22 protein-coding genes are annotated in these 20,870 nt (G+C 55.2%); 13 read left to right on the top strand and 9 right to left on the bottom strand.

Annotation, left to right across the window (positions count from 1 at the left end):
- Positions 1–72: 72 nt before the first annotated feature.
- Positions 73–366 (bottom strand): DUF1161 domain-containing protein, encoded by a 294-nt coding sequence (locus tag AC2T6E_RS02995; protein WP_100166774.1) that lies wholly within the window; start codon positions 364–366, stop codon positions 73–75.
- A 104-nt stretch (positions 367–470) separates the two neighbouring features.
- On the opposite strand from AC2T6E_RS02995, the gene AC2T6E_RS02990 reads away from it, so the two are divergent.
- On the top strand, positions 471–1,181 hold the full coding sequence (locus AC2T6E_RS02990) for a YnfC family lipoprotein (protein ID WP_126817432.1): 711 nt from the start codon (positions 471–473) through the stop codon (positions 1,179–1,181).
- A gap of 154 nt (positions 1,182–1,335) precedes the next feature.
- On the opposite strand, the gene speG is transcribed toward AC2T6E_RS02990, so the two are convergent.
- Positions 1,336–1,896: a spermidine N1-acetyltransferase gene (gene speG / locus AC2T6E_RS02985; protein WP_120158751.1), complete on the bottom strand. Its 561-nt coding sequence runs from the start codon at positions 1,894–1,896 to the stop codon at positions 1,336–1,338.
- Complete coding sequence (locus AC2T6E_RS02980) at positions 1,896–2,234, bottom strand: DUF1283 family protein (RefSeq protein ID WP_042714686.1); 339 nt, start codon at positions 2,232–2,234, stop codon at positions 1,896–1,898. The genes speG and AC2T6E_RS02980 overlap by 1 nt, the downstream gene beginning before the upstream one ends.
- A gap of 130 nt (positions 2,235–2,364) precedes the next feature.
- Between AC2T6E_RS02980 and AC2T6E_RS02975 the strand changes: the two genes are divergently transcribed.
- From AC2T6E_RS02975 to AC2T6E_RS02955, 5 genes are all read left to right on the top strand, one after another.
- Positions 2,365–2,691, top strand: a complete 327-nt coding sequence (locus tag AC2T6E_RS02975; RefSeq protein ID WP_010430670.1) for a YnfA family protein — start codon at positions 2,365–2,367, stop codon at positions 2,689–2,691.
- Positions 2,692–2,802: 111 nt separating this feature from the next.
- On the top strand, positions 2,803–4,017 hold the full coding sequence (gene manD / locus AC2T6E_RS02970; protein ID WP_089598768.1) for a D-mannonate dehydratase ManD: 1,215 nt from the start codon (positions 2,803–2,805) through the stop codon (positions 4,015–4,017).
- Positions 4,018–4,031: 14 nt separating this feature from the next.
- Positions 4,032–5,051: a Zn-dependent oxidoreductase gene (locus tag AC2T6E_RS02965; protein WP_486690502.1), complete on the top strand. Its 1,020-nt coding sequence runs from the start codon at positions 4,032–4,034 to the stop codon at positions 5,049–5,051.
- 73 nt (positions 5,052–5,124) lie between these two features.
- Positions 5,125–6,504: an MFS transporter gene (locus AC2T6E_RS02960; protein ID WP_486690500.1), complete on the top strand. Its 1,380-nt coding sequence runs from the start codon at positions 5,125–5,127 to the stop codon at positions 6,502–6,504.
- Positions 6,505–6,728: 224 nt separating this feature from the next.
- Complete coding sequence (locus AC2T6E_RS02955; RefSeq protein WP_486690498.1) at positions 6,729–8,192, top strand: mannitol dehydrogenase family protein; 1,464 nt, start codon at positions 6,729–6,731, stop codon at positions 8,190–8,192.
- Between the two features lie 42 nt (positions 8,193–8,234).
- On the opposite strand, the gene ydfZ is transcribed toward AC2T6E_RS02955, so the two are convergent.
- On the bottom strand, positions 8,235–8,438 hold the full coding sequence (gene ydfZ / locus AC2T6E_RS02950) for a putative selenium delivery protein YdfZ (protein WP_010430680.1): 204 nt from the start codon (positions 8,436–8,438) through the stop codon (positions 8,235–8,237).
- Between the two features lie 288 nt (positions 8,439–8,726).
- Between ydfZ and AC2T6E_RS02945 the strand changes: the two genes are divergently transcribed.
- Positions 8,727–9,158 (top strand): universal stress protein, encoded by a 432-nt coding sequence (locus AC2T6E_RS02945; protein WP_010430681.1) that lies wholly within the window; start codon positions 8,727–8,729, stop codon positions 9,156–9,158.
- Between the two features lie 34 nt (positions 9,159–9,192).
- Here the strand turns inward: AC2T6E_RS02945 and AC2T6E_RS02940 are convergent, their stop codons facing one another.
- Positions 9,193–9,879 (bottom strand): GntR family transcriptional regulator, encoded by a 687-nt coding sequence (locus tag AC2T6E_RS02940; protein WP_109080899.1) that lies wholly within the window; start codon positions 9,877–9,879, stop codon positions 9,193–9,195.
- A 91-nt stretch (positions 9,880–9,970) separates the two neighbouring features.
- Positions 9,971–10,717, bottom strand: a complete 747-nt coding sequence (gene ydfG / locus AC2T6E_RS02935; protein ID WP_010430687.1) for a bifunctional NADP-dependent 3-hydroxy acid dehydrogenase/3-hydroxypropionate dehydrogenase YdfG — start codon at positions 10,715–10,717, stop codon at positions 9,971–9,973.
- Positions 10,718–10,860: 143 nt separating this feature from the next.
- On the opposite strand from ydfG, the gene dcp reads away from it, so the two are divergent.
- Entirely contained in the window at positions 10,861–12,894 is a 2,034-nt protein-coding gene (gene dcp, locus AC2T6E_RS02930; protein WP_316466115.1) for a peptidyl-dipeptidase Dcp, read from the top strand.
- Positions 12,895–13,091: 197 nt separating this feature from the next.
- On the top strand, positions 13,092–13,538 hold the full coding sequence (locus AC2T6E_RS02925; RefSeq protein WP_486691187.1) for an EAL domain-containing protein: 447 nt from the start codon (positions 13,092–13,094) through the stop codon (positions 13,536–13,538).
- Positions 13,539–13,602: 64 nt separating this feature from the next.
- Here AC2T6E_RS02925 and uspF read toward each other — a convergent pair whose 3' ends face one another.
- Positions 13,603–14,037, bottom strand: coding sequence for a universal stress protein UspF (gene uspF / locus AC2T6E_RS02920; RefSeq protein ID WP_108416950.1), 435 nt, complete (start codon positions 14,035–14,037; stop codon positions 13,603–13,605).
- Between the two features lie 197 nt (positions 14,038–14,234).
- On the opposite strand from uspF, the gene AC2T6E_RS02915 reads away from it, so the two are divergent.
- Complete coding sequence (locus AC2T6E_RS02915; RefSeq protein WP_486690494.1) at positions 14,235–15,443, top strand: MFS transporter; 1,209 nt, start codon at positions 14,235–14,237, stop codon at positions 15,441–15,443.
- A gap of 19 nt (positions 15,444–15,462) precedes the next feature.
- Here the strand turns inward: AC2T6E_RS02915 and AC2T6E_RS02910 are convergent, their stop codons facing one another.
- Positions 15,463–16,452 carry a 2-hydroxyacid dehydrogenase gene (locus AC2T6E_RS02910; protein WP_148399392.1) on the bottom strand — a complete coding sequence of 330 codons (990 nt, stop codon included), beginning with the start codon at positions 16,450–16,452 and terminating at the stop codon, positions 15,463–15,465.
- 210 nt (positions 16,453–16,662) lie between these two features.
- Between AC2T6E_RS02910 and AC2T6E_RS02905 the strand changes: the two genes are divergently transcribed.
- The 3 genes from AC2T6E_RS02905 to AC2T6E_RS02895 are packed head-to-tail and all read left to right on the top strand — an operon-like array spanning position 16,663 to position 19,818.
- Entirely contained in the window at positions 16,663–19,302 is a 2,640-nt protein-coding gene (locus AC2T6E_RS02905; RefSeq protein WP_486690492.1) for a YdbH family protein, read from the top strand.
- Positions 19,299–19,490, top strand: coding sequence for a YnbE family lipoprotein (locus tag AC2T6E_RS02900; RefSeq protein WP_010430706.1), 192 nt, complete (start codon positions 19,299–19,301; stop codon positions 19,488–19,490). Before AC2T6E_RS02905 ends, AC2T6E_RS02900 begins: the two co-directional genes overlap by 4 nt.
- Before the next feature lie 7 nt (positions 19,491–19,497).
- Positions 19,498–19,818, top strand: coding sequence for a YdbL family probable chaperone protein (locus AC2T6E_RS02895; RefSeq protein ID WP_126817415.1), 321 nt, complete (start codon positions 19,498–19,500; stop codon positions 19,816–19,818).
- Here AC2T6E_RS02895 and feaR read toward each other — a convergent pair whose 3' ends face one another.
- Positions 19,819–20,727 carry a transcriptional regulator FeaR gene (feaR, locus tag AC2T6E_RS02890; protein ID WP_212473868.1) on the bottom strand — a complete coding sequence of 303 codons (909 nt, stop codon included), beginning with the start codon at positions 20,725–20,727 and terminating at the stop codon, positions 19,819–19,821. It abuts the gene before it with no gap.
- Between the last annotated feature and the right edge of the window lie 143 nt (positions 20,728–20,870).

Below are 20,870 nucleotides of genomic sequence, written 5' to 3'. Positions count from 1 at the left end.
TGGGGTGAGTGTTACTTATTTTGAGGTACTAAATGTTAATCCTTATCAAATCAATGGACATTGAGCGGGAAGTTACTGAGGTTCACTCGGTGCATTGTCCTGGCTGCCAGAGGCAGCGCCACTTCCTGTGCGGGTGTATAAAATTTTAAAGGTGTCGTTGGCACAATGCCCAACCACCTGCGCATCCGGCTGATCTGCCTGATCGTTTGGCACGATGTTCAGCGTAAAGCCAGACTCAGGCACGCCGTTGTTGACGATCTTCTGCTGAATGTCGCTTTTCACGCGCTCGCAGGAATCCGGTGCCGCCAGCGCGGCGGTTGACGCACTCATTAACAGCAGGGCGGTAATCCAGGGTAACCGTTTCATCTGTAGCTCCTTTCTCTGTGTAGAGATTAATTTTAGCAGGGTTCGTGTAAACATCTGTATTTGCTAATATGATTGGGAATAATCTCTCTGAAACGGTAATAAATGTGAAGAAATACGCAGCGATAACGCTACTGGCAGCAACACTGGTGGGGTGCGACAACAACTCCGCGCCGCTGTCGTATACGCCTGAGATGGCGAGCTTTTCTAATGAATTCGATTTCGACCCGCTGCGCGGTCCGGTGAAAGACTTTACCCAGACCCTATTTAACGACAAGGGGGAAGTGTCCAAGCGCGTGACCGGTACCCTGTCGACAGAAGGGTGCTTTGATACGCTGGAACTGCACGACCTTGAGAACAACACCGGCGTGGCGCTGGTGCTGGATGCAAATTACTACCTGGATGCCGAAACCCAACAGCAGAAGGTGAAGCTGCAGGGGAAATGTCAGCTGGCGGAATTACCCTCAGCCGGGGTGACGTGGGAGACCGACGATAATGGATTCGTCGTCGCGGCGCACGGCAAGGAGATGGAAGTGAAGTACCGCTACGATGCGGATGGCTATCCGCTGGGCAAAACCACCGTCTCCGGGGACCAGCACTTATCCGTACAGTCGACACCGTCGAAGGATCTGCGCAAAAGGATGGATTTCTCGGCCGTGAGTTTGTTGAATGACAAGCCGCTCGGGAATGTGAAGCAGAACTGCGACTACGATAGACATAATAATCCGGTGAGTTGCGATCTGACGATCACGGATGATAGCGTCAAACCGGCCGTTGAGCGCAAGTACACCATTAAAAACACGATTGAATATTACTGAGAGTAAAGTGCATTTTGTGCGTTTCGCCCGGCGGCGCTACGCTTGCACGGGCCTACAATGAAGCGTGCAACATATTGATATTCTTGCACCATGTAGGCCGGGTAAGCGCAGCGCCACCCGGCAAGAAAGAGAGCTCAATGGGGGAGCGTCACTCTCATTGCGCGGTAGGTTTCAGCAGGCTGGCGCCTGACGGCTTGTGTCCGGCCAGGTGCTGGTGCTGGAAGATGCACATGCGGATGGTGTTGCGGTATTCGCCGTTGATAAAGAACTCGTGAATCAGTTCACCTTCCACCATAAAGCCCAGCTTGCGGTAGATATGGATCGCTTTCTCGTTCTCTTTATCCACGATGAGATAAAGCTTATAGAGGTTCAGGACGTTGAATCCGTAATCCATCGCCAGCTTTGCCGCCCGCGAGGCAAGACCTTTCCCCTGGTGCTCAGGCGAAATGATGATCTGAAACTCCGCCCGGCGGTGAACGTGGTTGATCTCCACCAGCTCGACCAGACCGGCTTTTTCACCTTCACACTCCACCACAAAACGGCGTTCGCTCTGATCGTGAATGTGCTTATCGTAAAGATCCGACAGCTCGACGAAGGCCTCGTAAGGCTCTTCGAACCAGTAGCGCATCACGCTAGCATTGTTGTCGAGCTGGTGGACGAAACGGAGATCTTCACGCTCCAGCGGACGAAGCTTAATGTCATACTGTGCAGGCATTAGGGTGCAACCGTGCGGCCAGTGCGGCGATCCAGGCAGCGCAAGGTGTTTGGCTCCCAGTAGGCGTTGACGTTGGCGCTTTGCTGGCACTTATCACGCGCGTCGAAAGCGACATCTTCTTTGTCCCACTCTTTCTCGGCACGCGTGTTGACCTTCTGACGAAGGCTGCGAGTGTCATTCCATTGTTCTTTGTCCATCGCCGCGTTCTGACGGCTTTGTGCGCTATCGCCGGATTCAATAATCAGCTTGCTGGTTTCGGCGGTCGCCGTCGCGGTGAAAGCGAGCGTTGACAGCGCCAGCGCGGCGGTCAGACAAAGGCGTTTGCTTAATGTAGTCATAGCGTTTCCTTTTTAATGGGGGCAGATAATCACGTTACCCTGTTCAGATTCTACACCAAAGCGAGATAGCGTCATACCCGCGGTTATCATCGGGTAAGATGGTTAAATCAATCCTCACCAGAAGAGAATTATGTTCAAAACCACGCTGCTTTTTTTTGCCACCGCGCTCTGTGAAATCATCGGCTGCTTTTTGCCCTGGCTTTGGCTGAAGAAGGGGGCATCCGTGTTGCTGCTCATCCCCGCGGCTGTTGCGCTGGCGCTGTTCGTCTGGCTGTTAACGCTGCATCCGGCCGCGAGCGGACGCGTCTACGCCGCGTACGGCGGTGTCTATGTCTGTACTGCGCTGCTGTGGCTACGCGTCGTGGATGGGGTCAAACTCAGCGTCTACGACTGGGCCGGTGCCCTGGTTGCGCTCTGCGGGATGCTGATCATCGTGGCGGGATGGGGGCGCACCTGAGCGCCCTGATTTTGTGATCTCTCGCTGATATTATGATCAATATACTTGTATGGTAGTTGCGTAATTGCGTAAATTTCCTGCATCACAACATGCGATGTAAGGAAAGGAATTATGAAGATTGTCGGGGCTGAAGTCTTTGTCACCTGCCCAGGGCGTAACTTTGTCACCCTCAAAATCACCACTGATGAGGGGATCGTGGGTCTTGGCGACGCCACCCTGAACGGACGCGAACTCTCTGTCGCGTCCTATTTGAAAGATCACCTTTGTCCCCAGCTGATTGGCCGTGATGCCCACCGCATCGAAGACATCTGGCAGTTTTTCTATAAAGGGGCTTACTGGCGTCGCGGCCCGGTCACCATGTCGGCCATCTCCGCCGTTGATATGGCGCTCTGGGATATCAAAGCGAAAGCGGCCAACATGCCGCTCTATCAGCTGCTGGGCGGCGCATCCCGTGAAGGGGTAATGGTCTACTGCCACACCACCGGGCACACCATTGACGACGTGCTGGAAGATTACGCCCGTCATAAAGAGATGGGCTTTAAGGCGATCCGCGTGCAGTGCGGCGTGCCGGGCATGAAAACCACTTACGGCATGTCCAAAGGGAAAGGCCTTGCCTACGAGCCTGCCACCAAAGGCGACTGGCCAGAAGAGCAGCTCTGGTCCACTGAGAAATATCTCGATTTCACACCAAAGCTGTTCGACGCGGTGCGCAGTCAATTCGGTTTCAACGAACATCTCCTGCACGACATGCACCATCGCCTGACGCCAATCGAAGCGGCGCGCTTCGGCAAGAGCATTGAAGAGTTCCGCATGTTCTGGATGGAAGACCCAACGCCTGCGGAAAATCAGGAATGCTTTCGCCTGATCCGCCAGCATACCGTCACGCCAATTGCGGTGGGTGAGGTATTCAACAGCATCTGGGACTGCAAGCAGCTGATTGAAGAGCAGCTTATCGACTATATCCGCACCACCATCACTCACGCGGGCGGGATCACCGGGATGCGCCGCATTGCAGACTTCGCCTCGCTCTACCAGGTGCGCACCGGCTCGCACGGACCGTCCGATCTGTCGCCAATATGTCACGCCGCCGCGCTGCATTTCGACCTGTGGGTGCCGAATTTCGGCGTGCAGGAATACATGGGCTACTCCGAACAGATGCTGGACGTCTTCCCACACAGCTGGCGCTTTGATAATGGCTACATGCATCCGGGCGACAAACCGGGGCTTGGCATTGAGTTTGATGAAAAACTGGCCGCGAAATACCCCTATGACCCGGCCTATCTGCCGGTGGCCCGTCTTGAAGACGGCACGCTGTGGAACTGGTAACCGAGGAACGAACGATGAAAAGCGTAGTGATTCAACAGCCGAACCAGCTGGTGATTGAAGAGCGTCCACGCCCGGAGCCAGGCGCAGGAGAAGTCCGCGTCAAAATCATGCTGGCAGGGATTTGCGGTTCAGACAGTCACATCTACCGTGGACATAATCCGTTTGCGAAGTATCCGCGCGTGATCGGCCACGAGTTCTTCGGCGTGATTGACGCCGTGGGCGAGGGCGTCGACAGCGCGCGACTGGGCCAGCGCGTCTCGGTTGATCCGGTGATCAACTGCGGACACTGCTACCCGTGTTCCGTCGGGAAACCGAACGTCTGCACCTCACTGGTGGTACTGGGCGTCCACCGCGACGGCGGCTTCAGCGAATATGCGGCTGTGCCCGCTAAAAATGCCTGGCCCATCCCGGATGCGATCCCGGATAAACACGCCGTCATGGTTGAGCCCTTCACCATTGCCGCCAACGTGACGGGGCAGGCGAAACCCACCGAACAGGATGTTGCGCTGATTTACGGCGCAGGCCCGATGGGGCTGGTCACCGTGCAGGCGCTGAAAGGCGTCTATAAGGTGAAGCAGGTAATCGTGGTTGACCGTATAGACGAACGCCTGGAAATGGCCCAGCGCAGCGGCGCGGACTGGGTGTTGAATAACGGCGAGCAGTCGCTGCAGGCCGCGCTGGACGCAAAGGGCATCAAACCGACGTTAATCATTGATGCCGCCTGTCATCCAACGATTTTACAGGAAGCAATAACCCTGGCCTCCCCGGCGGCGCGCATCGTGCTGATGGGCTTCTCCAGCGAGCCGAGCCAGGTTGTGCAGCAGGGCATCACCGGCAAAGAACTGGCGATCTTCTCTTCGCGCCTCAACGCCAACAAATTCCCGGTCGTGATTGACTGGCTGGAAAAGGGGCTGATCGACCCGGAAAAACTGATCACCCATACCTTTGACTATCACCACGTAACAGACGCCATCGAACTGTTTGAAAAAGACCAGCGGCAGTGCTGCAAAGTCTTGCTCACGTTCGGTCAATAATTAAGCACGCGGTTAAGAGCCTGCGCAGACAGGCTCTATGTGGTACGCATCTTACCTTTTAGAGATAGCCATTATGACGCAAGCACAACCTCAACGAACCACCTCCGACCTGGTGAAAGCCGCCGTTTCCGGCTGGCTGGGCACCGCGCTGGAATTTATGGATTTCCAGCTTTATTCGCTGGGTGCCGCCCTGGTATTCCACGAAATCTTCTTCCCGGAACAGTCTGCCGCGATGGCGCTAATTCTGGCGATGGGGACCTACGGCGCGGGCTATATCGCGCGTATCGTCGGGGCTTTCATCTTCGGCAGAATGGGTGACAGCATTGGCCGTAAAAAAGTGCTGTTCATTACCATCACCATGATGGGGATCTGCACCACGCTGATTGGCGTGCTGCCGACCTACGCGCAGATTGGGATTTTCGCGCCGGTGCTGCTGGTGACGCTGCGCATTATTCAGGGGCTGGGCGCTGGCGCGGAGATATCTGGCGCTGGCACGATGCTCGCGGAATACGCCCCGAAGGGGAAACGCGGCATTATCTCCTCGCTGGTGGCGATGGGGACCAACTGCGGGACGCTGAGCGCAACGGCCATCTGGGCTGTTATGTTCTTTGCCCTCGACCGTGAAGAACTTGTCGCCTGGGGCTGGCGCGTACCCTTCCTCGCCAGCGTCGTGGTGATGATCTTTGCCATCTGGCTGCGAATGAACCTGAAAGAGAGCCCGGTCTTTGAGAAAGTGAACGACGCAGAAACTGTCGCGCCGGTGGCTGCCCAGGAAACCTCCCTGGGTGCGATGTTCAAAAGCAAATCCTTCTGGCTGGCAACCGGGCTGCGCTTCGGACAGGCGGGTAACTCGGGTCTGATTCAGACGTTCCTGGCAGGCTATCTGGTACAGACGCTGCTGTTCGATAAGGCAATTCCCACCGATGCACTGATGATTAGCTCTGTCCTCGGGTTCATCACCATTCCTCTACTGGGCTGGATGTCTGACAAGGTAGGGCGTCGGCTGCCGTACATCATTGTTAACACCTCCGCCATTCTTTTGGCTTACCCCATGCTGTCGATTATCGTCGATAAGAGCTACGCGCCGGGGACAATCATGCTTTCCATTATCGTCATTCATAACATTTCGGTACTGGGGCTGTTTGCGCTGGAAAACATCACCATGGCGGAGATGTTTGGCTCTCGTAATCGCTTTACCCGCATGGCTATTTCAAAAGAGGCAGGGGGGCTGGTGGCGGTGGGCTTTGGTCCGGTACTGGCGGGGATCTTCTGCAACATGACCGGATCCTGGTGGCCGATTGTCGCCATGCTGGTGGCCTATTCCGTGATTGGGCTGGTCTCGGCAATTCTGATGCCGGAAGTGCGTGACCGTGACTTGAGTGCGGCAGAAGATGCGGCGGAAGCGCCCCGGCGCGAATCAGTTGGCTATGGCGCACTCTCGTCACGACGTTAATGGTTTATATCCTGAGTGACTTGTCACATAACTTTTCGATCATGTCACACCACATGGACAAAAGTTAATATAAATCAATATCTGAAATTGAAGTATCAGTATGGTTGATGGCAGTTATTTTTTTACCCCAACTGCCATTCTAGTTGGTGTAGTCAGCAGGCGCTGCCGCTTCGGAAGGAGAGCGGCAGCGGATCGCAGCTTTCATTAATTAACGAGTCTCAATCATGGAAAACCGGTTATTACAGGCGAAAGCGACGCTGCCTCAGTACGATCGCGGCAGCCTTAAGGCGCGCATTGTTCATTTAGGATTTGGCGCATTTCACCGTGCGCATCAGGCAGTTTATACCGATATTCTTGCGGCTGAACACGGCAGCGACTGGGGATACTGCGAAGTGAATCTGATTGGTGGCGAACAGCAAATTGCCGATCTCAATGCGCAGGATAACCTCTACACCGTCGCGGAGATGTCTGCCGATGCATGGACTTCACGCGTCGTCGGCGTGGTCAAAAAAGCACTGCACGCGCAGGTTGACGGGCTGGAAGCCGTGCTGGCGGCGATGTGTGAACCTCAGGTCGCCATTGTCTCACTGACCATCACCGAGAAAGGCTACTGCCACTCCCCGGCAACCGGACAACTGATGCTCGATCATCCGTTAATCGCCGCCGACCTGGAAAACCCGCTTCAGCCGAAATCTGCCCCTGGCGTCGTGGTTGAAGCGCTGGCGCGTCGTAAATCGGCAGGTCTGCCTGCTTTCAGCGTAATGTCCTGCGACAACATGCCGGAGAATGGTCACGTCATGCGTAACGTAACCTGCGCCTACGCGCGCGCCGTAGACGGTGAACTGGCGGACTGGATAGAAGCCAACGTCACCTTCCCGTCAACGATGGTGGATCGCATTGTGCCTGCAGTCACCGCCGATACGTTGGATAAAATCGAGCAGTTGACCGGCGTGCGCGATCCGGCGGGCGTGGCCTGCGAGCCGTTCCGCCAGTGGGTTATCGAAGACAACTTTGTTGCTGGCCGTCCGCAGTGGGAAAAAGCAGGTGCCGAGCTGGTTGCAGATGTCATCCCGTTCGAAGAGATGAAGCTGCGTATGCTCAACGGCAGCCACTCTTTCCTGGCCTATCTCGGCTATCTGGCAGGGTATCAGCACATCAACGACTGCATGGAAGATGAAAACTACCGTGTAGCCGCGCACGCGCTGATGCTAAAAGAGCAGGCTCCCACGCTGAAAGTGAAAGGCGTTGATTTAGGCCACTATGCTGACCTGCTGATTGCGCGCTACAACAACCCGGCACTGCGTCACCGCACCTGGCAGATCGCGATGGACGGCAGCCAGAAGCTCCCGCAGCGTATGCTGGATTCCGTGCGCTGGCATCGGGTGCACCAGAAGCCTTTCCCGCTGCTGGCGCTGGGCGTGGCTGGCTGGATGCGTTATGTCGGCGGTGTGGACGAGCAGGGTAATGCCATTGAGGTGAGCGACCCGCAGCTGGCGGTGATTCAGGCGGCAGTAAAGGGAAGCGCAGAGGGGCAACGTCGCGTTAAGGCGCTGTTGGGCATTGAAGCCATTTTTGGAAACGAACTGCCGCAGGATGCCGTGTTTGTGAATGCGGTGATGGAGGCCTATCAGACGCTGCTGCAGAAGGGGGCGAAAGCCACAGTGGCCCAGTACGCGGTACAACCGTAATTTATTTCATGCCGCCGCTCGCGGCGGCATGAACCTGCACGCTTAGTGCATTCCCAGACGAATCAGTTCGATCGGTTCGTACCTACCTTCACTTCCTTCCACTTCAACCGTTTTGCTGCGGCGCACCTGCGCGGCGTCCAGTCCCTCGCTGTGAATCGCTTTAATCACGCCGGTGCGGCCGGTGCCGCTAATCATGACCCGGCTGCCGGTGGTTATGGCGTTACGGTTACGGTCGTATGTCATCATGGTATTTTCTCCTCTCTTACTCTTCGCTACGGCGCTATTTTACCTTCCGCCGTTCACGGGCATTATTAATACGCCTCTCGCCGCCTAAATTATTTGCTTTTGATCAAGGTCACACTTTTTTTATCCTCAGTGCAGCCCGCTGACGGTTCCGGACAGTAATTTACAAAGCCGACAATTATTTTCCTTAATGGATAATTTCACCCTGCAAGCGTTGAGGGTTTGTTTATATTGCCAATGGCACTCTTGAGTCAGGAAATAATCCTTTCATCGGAATAAGGAGTCAGGCTTATGTACAAGAAAATATTGATGCCTGTAGACGTGTTTGAAATGGACTTGAGCGATAAAGCGGTACGCCACGCGGCCAACCTGGCAAAAGCCGAAGGCGCGTCGATTACCCTGGTCAACATTCTGCCTAACAGCAGCCGCTCGCTGCTGCGCGGGTTTAACGCAGACATCAAGAAGTTTGAAGAGTATATGACCGCGGAGTCTGAGAAAAAAATGACGGCGTTAAAGCGGCTCTTCGATATTTCGCCGAATGATATTCACTGCAAAGTATGCTTTGGCAACGTGCGTGATGAAATTATCAAGCTCAGCAAAGAAGGGGAGTATGACGTTATTGTCATCGGGTCGAAAAACCCGAGCATCACCACCCATCTGCTGGGGTCAAATGCGGAATCTATTCTGCGCTACGCCACGATTCCGGTATTAGTCGTTCGCTAATCACATCGCCGCACCCGAAAGGTGGCGGCGAATATTACTCCTCGCTAAACCACTCGCTATTTTCCTGGCGGATTAGCTGGACCGATTCGCTAATTTCCTGCAGATGCAGCGTCATCGCGTTTTCCACGCCGTCCGCGTCGCGTTTTTCCAGCGCGCTGAAAATATCATAGTGTTGGCGGAGCAGCATTTCCGGCGGGGAAACATGGTCAAGGCTCATGTAGCGCACGCGGTCGATGGTGGCTTTGATGTTTTCGATGGTATCCCACGCCAGCTGACAATCCGCAATTTGCGCCAGTTTCTGGTGGAATTCGTCATCAAGCTGGAAGAAGTCGTTGAGCTGCTTACGGTCAATCGCAATCCGCTGCTGATGCAGGTTTTGCTCCAGCAGGTAGCACTGGTTGTCATCGATAAGCGCTGCGGCGCGACGTGCCACTGCGCACTCAATGGCCTGGCGGACGAAACAGCCATTACGGACTTGCGAAAGGGAAATCTTATTTACATAGCTGCCGCGCTGGGGGCGGATCTGAATCAGGCCATTTTCAGCAAGTTTGATAAACGCCTCGCGCACCGGCTGACGGGAAACGTCAAAACGCACCGAGACCTCTTTTTCAGAGAGCGGCGTTCCCGGCGGGATCAGGCAGTGGACGATATCGCGTCGTAAAATACGATAGATTTGCTGGTTAACGGGCTGGGTAGGATTGAGTTGTGATTCAGCGGCCATGGGTTGTGATTTCTCAGAGAGTTAACCTGAACATACTACCATTCTTTTGCCTGCCATCACATACCCGGCCCGCAGGCCGGGAAGGGCGTAATTAGCCTCTATGGACGCTAAGTCCGGCAAAGCTCTGGCTGACTGGCATCATCTCAACGGTGTTGATGTTGACGTGTTTTGGCAGCGTCGCCACCCACCAGACTGTTTCAGTAATGTCTTCTGGCGTCAGGGCATTGGCGTTTTCGTAGGTTTTGTCCGCTTTCGCGTCATCACCTTTAAAACGCACGTTCGAGAACTCGGTCCCACCCACCAGGCCTGGCTCGATATCGGTGACGCGAATGGCGGTGCCGTGCAGGTCGGTGCGCAGGTTAAGGCTGAACTGACGCACAAACGCTTTCGTTGCGCCATAGACGTTGCCGCCCGCGTAAGGCCAGCTCCCGGCAGTCGAGCCGATGTTGATGATGTGACCGCGGTTGCGCTCGACCATACCCGGCAGCACGGCGCGGGTCATATACACCAACCCTTTGTTGTTGGTGTCGATCATGTTTTCCCAGTCTTCAACGCTGGCTTTGTGGGCAGGCTCCATGCCCAGCGCCAGACCGGCATTGTTAACCAGCACGTCGATGGCGCGCCATTCTGCTGGCAGATTAGCAATCATCTCTTCAATAGCCGCGCGGTTACGCACGTCCAGCTGCGCGGTCAGGATGCTGTCACCTAACGCCTCTTTCAGCTCCTGCAGGCGCTCCTGACGGCGACCGGTCGCAATCACCTTGTGTCCGTTGGCGACGAAGCGACGCGTGATGCTTTCACCAAAACCCGCTGTCGCCCCGGTAACTAAAATAATCATCTCACTGTTCCTCAACGCTTTTTGTGTTGTATTAACATAGCACGCTCTCAGGCGCGCCGTTAAGGCAACATTTGTATGACGCCATTGCAGGCCAGGGCTGCCTGTCCTACTCTGGGGAGATATACCGTTCTCAGGAGTGAAAGATGTCGGCCAATAACCCTTTTTTTGACATTAGCCTGTTGCCTTATCAGGCGCCGCGTTTTGATGAGATTAATGATAGCCACTATCGCCCGGCCTTCGATGAAGCGCTTCGCCAGAAGCGGGCGGACATTGCTGCCATTGTCGCTCAGGCCGCTGCGCCAGACTTCACCAATACCGTGCTGGCGCTGGAGAAAAGCGGTGCCATGCTTTCCCGCGTAAACAGCGTATTCTTTGCCATGGCCTCCGCGCACACCAATGCGTACCTGCAGGAGCTGGAGGAGCAGTTCTCTACCGAACTTGCCGCGCTGGCGAACGATATCTGGCTGAATGACACCCTTTTCGCCCGCGTGGAGAGCGTCTGGCAGGATCGTGCTGCGCTGGACGCTGAATCTCGTCGGCTGGTCGAGGAGACATTCCAGCGGTTTATTCTGGCCGGTGCGCGTCTGAATGAAACGGAAAAGGCCGAGCTGAAGGCGCTGAATACCGAGGCGGCCTCCCTGACCAGTCAGTTTAATCAGCGCCTGCTGGCTGCCAATAAGGCGGGTGGGCTGGTGGTGGATTACGCGCATCAGCTTGAGGGGCTTAGCGCAGATGAGATCGCGACTGCCGCGCAGGCCGCTGCGGAGAAGGGGCTAAACGATCGCTGGCTGATCCCGCTCCTGAACACCACCCAGCAGCCAGCGCTATCGGCGCTGCGTAATCGTCAGACGCGCGAAAACCTGTTCAACGCAGGCTGGACGCGTACCCAGAAAGGGGATGAAAACGACACTCGCGAGCTGATCCTCCGTCTGACGGCGCTGCGCGCACGGCAGGCCCGGCTGCTCGGATTTGACGATTACGCCAGCTGGAGCACTGCCGACCAGATGGCGAAAACGCCCGATGCCGCGCTGGCCTTTATGCGCGGCATAGTGCCAGCCGCCCGTGCGCGTGCGGAACGCGAGCAGGCCGATATTCAGAAGGTCATTAATGACGAGCAGGATGGTTTCACCGTGCAGGCCTGGGACTGGGCATTTTATGCCGAGCGCGTGCGCCTCGGGAAGTACGCGCTGGATGAATCGCAAATCAAGCCTTACTTTGCACTGAACACCGTACTGCACGACGGCGTGTTCTGGGCCGCCAGCCAGCTGTTTGGCATCCGTATTGTCGAGCGTTTTGATATTCCTGTTTACCATCCCGACGTGCGGGTGTGGGAGATTTTCGACCACACCGGTGAAGGTATGGCGCTGTTCTACGGTGATTTCTTCGCCCGCGATTCCAAAAGCGGTGGCGCGTGGATGGGGAATTTCGTTGAGCAGTCCCATGAGTTTGCCGCACGTCCGGTGATCTACAACGTCTGTAACTATCAAAAACCGGCAAACGGGCAGGCGGCGCTCATCTCCTGGGATGATGTCGTGACCCTGTTCCACGAATTTGGTCATACCCTGCACGGACTTTTTGCCAGCCAGCGCTACGCCACGCTTTCCGGGACAAATACCCCGCGCGATTTCGTCGAATTCCCGTCGCAGATTAATGAGCACTGGGCTAGCCATCCGCAGGTCTTTGCCCATTATGCGCGTCACTATGAAACCAATGAGCCGATGCCGGATGCGCTGCGCGATAAAATGCTGACTGCGACCCAGTTCAACAAAGGGTACGACATGACGGAACTGCTGAGTGCGGCGCTGTTGGACATGAAATGGCACGGGATTAGCGAAGCCGTTTCGAGCGTAGACGCGTTTGAAGCGGAAGCGTTGAAAAAAGAGGGGCTGGATCTTCCCGCCGTCCCGCCACGCTATCGCAGCAGTTACTTTGCGCATATTTTTGGCGGCGGTTACGCGGCGGGGTATTACGCTTACCTGTGGACGCAGATGCTGGCCGACGACGGCTATCAGTGGTTTGTGGAGCAGGGTGGGCTGACGCGTGAGAACGGGCAACTATTCCGTGAGGCGATTTTGTCTCGTGGTAACAGCACTGACCTGGCTGAACTGTATCGGAACTGGCGTGGGCACGACCCGAAGATTGAGCCGATGCTGGAAAATCGCGGGTTGAGCGAATAGAGTCAGTCCCTTCAGAAAAAAGAACCGGGCTTTATGTCCGGTTTTTTTATACGTTTCATCGTTCCTGTAACCGTTTCAGCAAAAATAGAGTCTTAATATCCATTCTGTGTAAATAATACCGTTGAGGTTAAAAGTGACGTCGATCGGTATATTTAATTAATCGAATTTAGGCTGTAAAAGAGTTAATGATTAATAATTTGATCTGGATTGGAAAATTCAAATCCGGGCTTGAACCTGACCGGCTGGAAATAGAAGTGACTGAAAATGTCACGCTTTCCGATCCTGACAAAACCTTGCAGACTATGAAGTCTCTCAAAAAAATGGGCGTTCGCATTCTGATTGACGACTTCGGTACCGGCTATGCCTCCCTGAGCTATCTCCGGAAGTTTCAGTTTGATGGGCTCAAGCTCGACAAGAGCTTTATTTTTTCCCTGGGCGATTCGCCGCAGAACCAGTCAGTCGTAGAGAAAATTATCGATCTGGGTAAAGCCTATTCGATGGCGGTAACCGCAGAAGGGGTGGAGACCACCGAACAGCTGTCTTTTCTTAAAAAGAATAAATGTGACGAAGTTCAGGGCTACTTGCTTGGAAAACCGGCCGCCATTGCCGATCTCAATTTAAACGTAAACGTACTGAATGGTTAAACGCGTTTTTCCAGCCCTGACTCAGGAAAACGTCAATGAAAAACCGGGCTTCTCGCCCGGTTTTCTATCTTACGACCAGCACCGGACATTTCGCATGCCTCACCACTGCCGCCGCGTTTGAACCCAACAGATACGTCGATATGTCAGGTTTGTGGGAAGCAATGATAATCAGGTCGGCAGCGATCGTGTCAGCGAGCTTAAGGATTTGATCCTTAGGGGAGCCCGTCACGGCGTGAGTCTGTATCTTGTCTGCAGGAATTTTGAATTGTTTAACGATTTCATCCAGTTTTGCCAGGGCCGCGTGCTGGAAATCTTTTAGCTTCGGCATTTCCACGGAGTAGGCCAAACCTAATGATGAATAATAAGGAAGCGATGGAATAACAGTAAGAAAATGGACTTTGGCCGTATTCAGTGCTGTATGTGCCTGAACGAAAGGAATAACCATGTGCGTCAGGCTATCCTCCGAAATATCAATTGGAACCAAAATTGAGTTGTACATGTGTCCCTCCTGAGTGTTTTTCACACAATTCAGGTTAGACCGTTAATTGCAGGAAAACAGAGAGCGAGCTGACATAACGGGTACAAAGATCGCGTAAGGTTCGGAAAGAATGTTTTTTAAGGCGTCATCTGTTTTTCAATAATACCCGGTATACTACTTATCCTTTTTTACAGGCGATAACAGACAAGGCAGGAAGTATGTCTCTTCGTTCGCTGCGGGCGTTATGCCTGACAAGTTTTTTCATTGCCGATGTCCGTGATGGCCTCGGTCCTTTTCTCGGCATCTTTCTGACTGAACGCCACTGGACCCCCGATGGTATCGGCATACTGATGACGGCCGGTGGGCTGGCGGGGTTGCTGGCCACGCTTCCGGCTGGGTTTATCACCGATACCTCCCGGAACAAACGCTCCGTGCTGGCACTGGTCTGCACCCTGATTACCCTGAGCACGTTGCTGCTCTGGTTTAGCCAGCAAACTGGCGTTGTCGCCGCTTCGCAAATGGTCACCGGCATCTGCGCGGCGTTTGTGGGGCCGCTGATTGCCGGGATTACGCTGGGCCTGACCGGTCAGGGCGGGTTCAGCGCGCAGATGGGCAAAAACGAGGCGTTTAATCACGCGGGCAATTTCATGACCGCACTGATAGCAGGCGGAATTGCCTGGTACTGGGGCGTCGGGGGGATTTTCCTGCTGATGACCTGTACAACGCTGCTCACGCTCTGCGCACTGCTTGCCATCCGCAACGGAGACATCGACAACGACGCGGCGCGAGGACTCTCCTCTTCAGCGAACCTGCCAGTGCCCGGCTTTGCGGTGCTGATTAAAAACCGCGCGCTATTTGTGACCGGACTGACGCTACTGCTGTTCCACCTTGCGAACGCTGCGCTGCTGCCGATGCTGAGCATGAGGGTTGCTGCGGCACCCGCCTCGATCAACCCCGGTTTGTATGCCGCTGGTACCGTCATTATCTCTCAGGCCGTGATGATCCCCGTCGCACTTTGGGTCGCAGGCCGAATTGAACGCTACGGCTACTGGCGCTTAATTATGCTGGCGCTGCTGGTCATGCCGGTGCGCGCTGCGCTGGCGGCGTCTACGGACGCGCCTCTGATGATGATCCCGGTACAAATCCTTGACGGTCTGGCTGCCGGGATCCTGGGCGTCGTGGTACCGTCGTTTATTGTGGTGCTTTTGCGCGGGAGCGGGCACGTCAATGCCGGGCAAAGTGTGGTGATGCTGATGCAGGGGGTTGGGGCATCCATGAGCCCGGCGTTAACCGGGACGATCGCCGGTCATTACTCGTTTGCGACGGCATTCAGTGTACTGAGCGCGATTGCCCTTATGGCCGTCCTGCTCTGGTGGTGCTTTGCGCACCGGACCTGGGAAACAGACAGTACGCCGGATGGGGCATAGCCGCCACCCGGCGAAAGGTTTAAACCAGCTCGTTAGAGCAGGCTTCACCTTTTTCCAGCTGCTGCAGGTTACCCAGCGTGGTTTCTGAAATGCTGATCAGCGCTTCGGCAGTCAGAAACGCCTGGTGTCCGGTAAACAGCACGTTATGGCAGGCAGACAGGCGGCGGAACACGTCGTCCTGAATCACGTCGTTGGACTTGTCTTCAAAGAACAGGTCGCGTTCGTTCTCATACACGTCCATGCCCAGCGCGCCAATTTTCTGGGTCTTCAGCGCTTCGATAGCGGCCTGAGAGTCAACCAGTCCGCCGCGGCTGGTGTTGATGATCATCACGCCATCTTTCATCTGGTCAAACGCCGCCTGGTTAAGCAGGTGGTAGTTTTCCGGCGTCAGCGGGCAGTGCAGGGAGATCACGTCAGACTGGGAGAACAGCGTCGCCAGGTCAACATACTCCACGCCCAAATCCAGCGCGGCTGCGCTTGGGTACGGATCAAATGCCAGCAGGCGCATACCAAAGCCTTTCAGGATCCTCAGGGCAGCGACGCCAATTTTGCCGGTGCCGATAACGCCAGCGGTTTTACCGTACATGGTAAAGCCCGTCAGGCCTTCCAGTGAGAAGTTGGCATCACGGGTGCGCTGATAAGCGCGGTGAATACGTCGGTTCAGGGACATCATCATGCCGATGGCATGTTCCGCGACCGCTTCCGGGGAGTATGCCGGAACGCGTACCACCCTCAGACCCAGCTCCTTCGCCGCGTCGAGGTCCACATTGTTGAAGCCTGCACAGCGCAGGGCGATATACTTCACCCCTTGCTTTTTCAGCTCTTCCAGCACCGGACGACTGCCATCATCATTCACAAAAATGCAGACGCCTTCACAGCCGTGCGCCGTTTTGGCGGTTTTTTCGGACAGCAGAAAGTCGAAAAATTCAAGCTCAAACCCGTAAGCCTCGTTAACATGTTGCAGATACTTTTTGTCGTACTGCTTTGTGCTATATACCGCGAGTTTCATAAGACTTTCTCCAGTGATTTTGCATTCACGTTAGCATGATTAAAATAATCTTACAATTTCTAAAATATTATTGAATTCAATAAGTTCTATCAATTATTCTAGAGCATCTATCCTTAAAAAAGGCATTCACTTCAACTGACTGGCTAAACATGCGACAATGATCGGCAATGTCGGCTTAATTCTTTCGCTAAATCAGGATATTAACTGCCCATGAAGGGTAAATACAAAGCCGCGATTGCGCTTTTACTGCTGTTGATTTTGGTGCCGCTGACGCTGCTGATGACGCTCGCCCAGTGGGTGCCAACGCTCGCCGGGATCTGGCTCCCCGTCGGAACGCGTATCGCTTTCGAGGAAAGCCCAAAACTCACCCGTCACGCGCTAGTGATCCCCGATCTTCGTTATCTGGTGGATGAGTGTGAAATTGCGCGTATCGATAACGTGACGTTGTCACACCCAAGCCGCTGGAAGCTTGATGTAGGCACACTTGAACTTAACTCCGTCTGCCTCAGCAAACTCCCTCAATCTGCGCCGTCGACGGTGGCACCTAAAACGCTGGCCCAGTGGCAGGCGGTGTTACCGAATACCTGGCTGACGGTGCATCGTCTTTCTCTTGCCCCCTGGCAGCAGTGGGAGGGCGAACTTCAAGCGTCACTCACTCCCGCCAGTCAGGAAATCACCTATAAAGGCGAGCAGGTCAGCATTAAAGGCCAGCTACGGGGACAAACCCTCTCTGTCAGTCAATTCGATATTCGCCTTCCAGACCAGGCTCAGCCTGTCAAACTGGTCGGGAAATTTACCCTGCCGCTGGTGCCGGACGGTGTGCCGGTGAAAGGGCACGCCGTTGCCACCTTTAACGTGCCACAGTTGACCTCTCTGGTCGATGCCGATCTGGACTGGGAAGACAATCAGGGGCAACTGGTGGTGATGGCGCGGGACAATCCCGATCCGCTGCTCGACCTGCCGTGGCAGATTACCGCCGAACAGCTGAATATCAGCGACGGACGCTGGAACTGGGCGCTGCCCGGCCTGCCGCTGAGCGGGCGGGTTGGCCTGCGTATTGAGAACTGGCAGCAGGGGCTGGAAAAAGCCACCGTTTCCGGGCGACTGAATGTGCTCACGCAGGGCGATGCGGGCAAAGGTAATGCGGTGCTGAATATCGGCCCGGGTTCGCTTAGCATGGAAAACAGCGATATGCCGCTGTATTTGAGCGGCGAGGCGAAACAAAACGATCTCATTCTCTACGCCAAACTCCCGGCCAAACTGACCGGAAGCCTCAACGATCCGCAGCTTTCCTTTGAACCCGGCGCGCTGCTGCGTTCGCGCGGTCGCATTATCGATTCGCTGGATATTGATGAAATCCGCTGGCCGCTGGCGGGCGTGAAGCTCACGCAAAAAGGCGTAGATGGCCGACTTCAGGCCATTCTGCGCGCGCATGAAAATGAAATGGGCGATTTCGAACTGCACCTGGACGGTCAGGCCAACGACTTTTTACCTGATAATGGCCTGTGGCAGTGGCGCTACTGGGGAAAAGGGAGCTTTACGCCTATGCACGCGCGCTGGGATGTCGCCGGTAAAGGCGAGTGGCGCGACGCGCTTATTGAGTTAACCGAACTCTCGACCGGATTCGACAAGCTCCAGTACGGCACCATGATGGTAGGCGAGCCGCGCCTGGTACTGGATACCCCCGTTCGCTGGAACCGCGATCCGGCCAAACCCTCCTTTAGCGGCGCTCTGGCGCTGAATGCCGGACAAACCACGTTCTCCGGCGGAAGCGTACTGCCGCCTTCGGTACTGAGTTTCAGCGTCGACGGCACCGACCCGACTATTTTCCAGTTTAAGGGCGACCTCCATGCCGACAAAATTGGTCCGGTACAGGTCAATGGACGCTGGGACGGCGAACGCCTTCGTGGTCAGGCCTGGTGGCCGAAACAGTCGCTCACCGTGTTCCAGCCGCTGATCCCACCCGACTGGAAAATGACGCTGCACGACGGCGAACTGTATGCACAGGTTGCCTTCTCGGCTGCGGCCGGTCAGGGCTTTGAGGCGGGCGGACACGGGGTGCTGAAATCCGGCAGCATCTGGATGCCGGATAACCAGATTAACGGTATCGACTTTGTCCTGCCGTTCCGTTTTAGCGAAGGCACATGGTCGCTGGGTACGCGAGGGCCGGTCACATTGCGTATTGGCGAGGTGCAAAACCTGGTCACGGCGAGGAATATCACCGCGGATTTGCAGGGGGACTACCCCTGGAGCGAAGAGAACCCGCTGTTGCTCACCAACGTCAAGGTTGAGGTACTGGGCGGGAAAATCACCATGCAGCAGTTGAGGATGCCGCAGCACGATCCGGCATTGTTGCGCGTGGACAATATCTCGTCCAGCGAGCTGGTAAGCGCCGTCAATCCGAAACAGTTTGCGATGTCCGGGCCGGTCAGCGGCGCGCTACCGTTCTGGCTGGACAATGAAAAATGGATCATCAAAGATGGCTGGCTGACCAATCCGGGGCCGATGACGCTGCGTCTCGACAAAGACACCGCTGATGCCATTGTGAAAGACAATATGGTCGCAGGGGCGGCGATTAACTGGTTACGCTATATGGAAATTTCCCAATCGTGGACAAAACTGAATGTAGATAATCTGGGTGTATTAACGCTGAAGGCGACCATTAAAGGCACCAGCCGCGTTGATGGCAAAAGCAGCTCCGTGAACCTGAATTACACCCACGAAGAGAACGTATTTACCCTCTGGCGCAGCCTGCGCTTTGGGGACAACCTGCAAACATGGTTTGAGCAACATGCGGCGATACCGGGTCTCCGCAGTTCGACGGGCAAGGAAAGTGAGGAACAACAATGAAAAAGATGGCTGGTGTGCTCACCGTTGCCGTTGCCGCGCTGATGACAGGCTGTACGCCGCGCATTGAAGTCGCTGCGCCAAAGGAGCCGATTACTATCAACATGAACGTCAAAATCGAACACGAGATCCATATTAAGGTCGATAAAGACGTTGAAACCCTGCTGAAATCGCGCAGCGATCTGTTCTGAGGACGCCATGAAACGAACGTTAGCTCTCATTTTGCTGGCACTGGGAATGCACGTGCAGGCGGCAACACTTACCCTGAATGACGCCCGTGAACAGGGGCGTGTGGGGGAGACCCTGAGCGGCTATATCGCGCCGATCAAACACGATGCCGAAACGCTGGCGTTGGTTAGCCGCATTAACGCAGCGCGTACGGAAAGCTATCAGAAGCTGGCCGACAGCAATAACTTACCTGTAGATGAAGTGGCAAAAATGGCGGGGCAAAAGCTGGTTGCCCGCGCGCAGCCGGGGGAATATGTGAAGGGTATAAACGGTAAATGGCTGAAGAAGTGATCAGCGGAAGCGCTTGCGATACTCTCCCGGAGACACGCCAAAACGCTGCTTAAACGCCGTCGAAAAATGGCTGTGATCGGCAAAGCCCCAGCTGTAGCCGATCCCCGCCAGCTTTTCATCATCGCTGGCGGAGCGCAACACCTGTGCGCAAAGGTCCAGGCGGCGGTTTTTGATGTACTGCGCCACGACCAGCCCCTTATCGGCAAACATGCGGTACAGGCTACGTACCGACATCCCGCTCTCTGTAGCAATCCACTCCGGTCGCAGGGCATCAGACTGAATATGATCGTCAATCAGCGAGAGGACGTGCTGGAACTGGCGTTCCTTTCGCGGCTGGACGACGTCACGTTGCTGAAAGGCCGGGCGGAGCAGGCAGACCATCGCTTCCAGCGCCGCTTCGCTCTCTCTGTCGCTCAGTTCCGCATTTCCCATACTCTCCTGCAACAGGCGATGGCTCAGCTGTACGGTCGGCAGGCTACGCGAAAGCGTCAGCGCGCAGCTCACCTCCTGAAAACGACACTGCTGCTCAATGATTTGACGCGGCACGAGGAGTGAAATCTGGCGGGATTTATCTTGCCAGGAGATGGAGCAGGGGCGCGACGCGTCGATGAGAGTTATGTCGCCGGTATGGAGAATGGAACGTCGTTCATCCTGTTCAATCTCTGCACCGCCTTCAAGCTGAAACACGGCGTAGAACCAGGCATCGTTACTGTTTTTTATTTCCCGGCGGGTACGGAACAGGTTGACGTTGCCTGCAGTCACGGTGCTGAGCTTCAGGCTTCTTGCGTAGCTGGTTTCCAGTTCGCCAATGAATGTGCCCTCTAACGGGCGAGCGTCAAACCGTCCGCAAACCTGGTTAATTTGCGCCAGCCACTGCTGATACTTTTCCTGTTCGCTCGCACATGCCATCGTTTATCTCGCCGCACCGTCAATGTTTTTTCATTGTTGCATTTGTGTTGCAATTTGTCAGAGCCATGAGGCTGACTATAGGAAAGAACACTCACTGGTAACAGCGTTATAAGCGGTAATTATCATGTTTTGCGGAGCCTGTC

It is taken from the genome of Enterobacter sp. B79-1, assembly GCF_057444735.1.
This window is presented reverse-complemented; position numbering and strand designations above follow the sequence as displayed.

Coding starts and splice junctions, on each gene's coding strand:
- AC2T6E_RS02995 (WP_100166774.1), bottom strand. CDS start 366: ATGAAACGGTTACCCTGGATTACCGCCCTGCTGTTAATGAGTGCGTCA.
- speG (WP_120158751.1), bottom strand. CDS start 1,896: ATGCCTGCACAGTATGACATTAAGCTTCGTCCGCTGGAGCGTGAAGAT.
- AC2T6E_RS02980 (WP_042714686.1), bottom strand. CDS start 2,234: ATGACTACATTAAGCAAACGCCTTTGTCTGACCGCCGCGCTGGCGCTG.
- AC2T6E_RS02975 (WP_010430670.1), top strand. CDS start 2,365: ATGTTCAAAACCACGCTGCTTTTTTTTGCCACCGCGCTCTGTGAAATC.
- manD (WP_089598768.1), top strand. CDS start 2,803: ATGAAGATTGTCGGGGCTGAAGTCTTTGTCACCTGCCCAGGGCGTAAC.
- AC2T6E_RS02965 (WP_486690502.1), top strand. CDS start 4,032: ATGAAAAGCGTAGTGATTCAACAGCCGAACCAGCTGGTGATTGAAGAG.
- AC2T6E_RS02960 (WP_486690500.1), top strand. CDS start 5,125: ATGACGCAAGCACAACCTCAACGAACCACCTCCGACCTGGTGAAAGCC.
- AC2T6E_RS02955 (WP_486690498.1), top strand. CDS start 6,729: ATGGAAAACCGGTTATTACAGGCGAAAGCGACGCTGCCTCAGTACGAT.
- ydfZ (WP_010430680.1), bottom strand. CDS start 8,438: ATGATGACATACGACCGTAACCGTAACGCCATAACCACCGGCAGCCGG.
- AC2T6E_RS02945 (WP_010430681.1), top strand. CDS start 8,727: ATGTACAAGAAAATATTGATGCCTGTAGACGTGTTTGAAATGGACTTG.
- AC2T6E_RS02940 (WP_109080899.1), bottom strand. CDS start 9,879: ATGGCCGCTGAATCACAACTCAATCCTACCCAGCCCGTTAACCAGCAA.
- ydfG (WP_010430687.1), bottom strand. CDS start 10,717: ATGATTATTTTAGTTACCGGGGCGACAGCGGGTTTTGGTGAAAGCATC.
- dcp (WP_316466115.1), top strand. CDS start 10,861: ATGTCGGCCAATAACCCTTTTTTTGACATTAGCCTGTTGCCTTATCAG.
- uspF (WP_108416950.1), bottom strand. CDS start 14,037: ATGTACAACTCAATTTTGGTTCCAATTGATATTTCGGAGGATAGCCTG.
- AC2T6E_RS02915 (WP_486690494.1), top strand. CDS start 14,235: ATGTCTCTTCGTTCGCTGCGGGCGTTATGCCTGACAAGTTTTTTCATT.
- AC2T6E_RS02910 (WP_148399392.1), bottom strand. CDS start 16,452: ATGAAACTCGCGGTATATAGCACAAAGCAGTACGACAAAAAGTATCTG.
- AC2T6E_RS02905 (WP_486690492.1), top strand. CDS start 16,663: ATGAAGGGTAAATACAAAGCCGCGATTGCGCTTTTACTGCTGTTGATT.
- AC2T6E_RS02900 (WP_010430706.1), top strand. CDS start 19,299: ATGAAAAAGATGGCTGGTGTGCTCACCGTTGCCGTTGCCGCGCTGATG.
- AC2T6E_RS02895 (WP_126817415.1), top strand. CDS start 19,498: ATGAAACGAACGTTAGCTCTCATTTTGCTGGCACTGGGAATGCACGTG.
- feaR (WP_212473868.1), bottom strand. CDS start 20,727: ATGGCATGTGCGAGCGAACAGGAAAAGTATCAGCAGTGGCTGGCGCAA.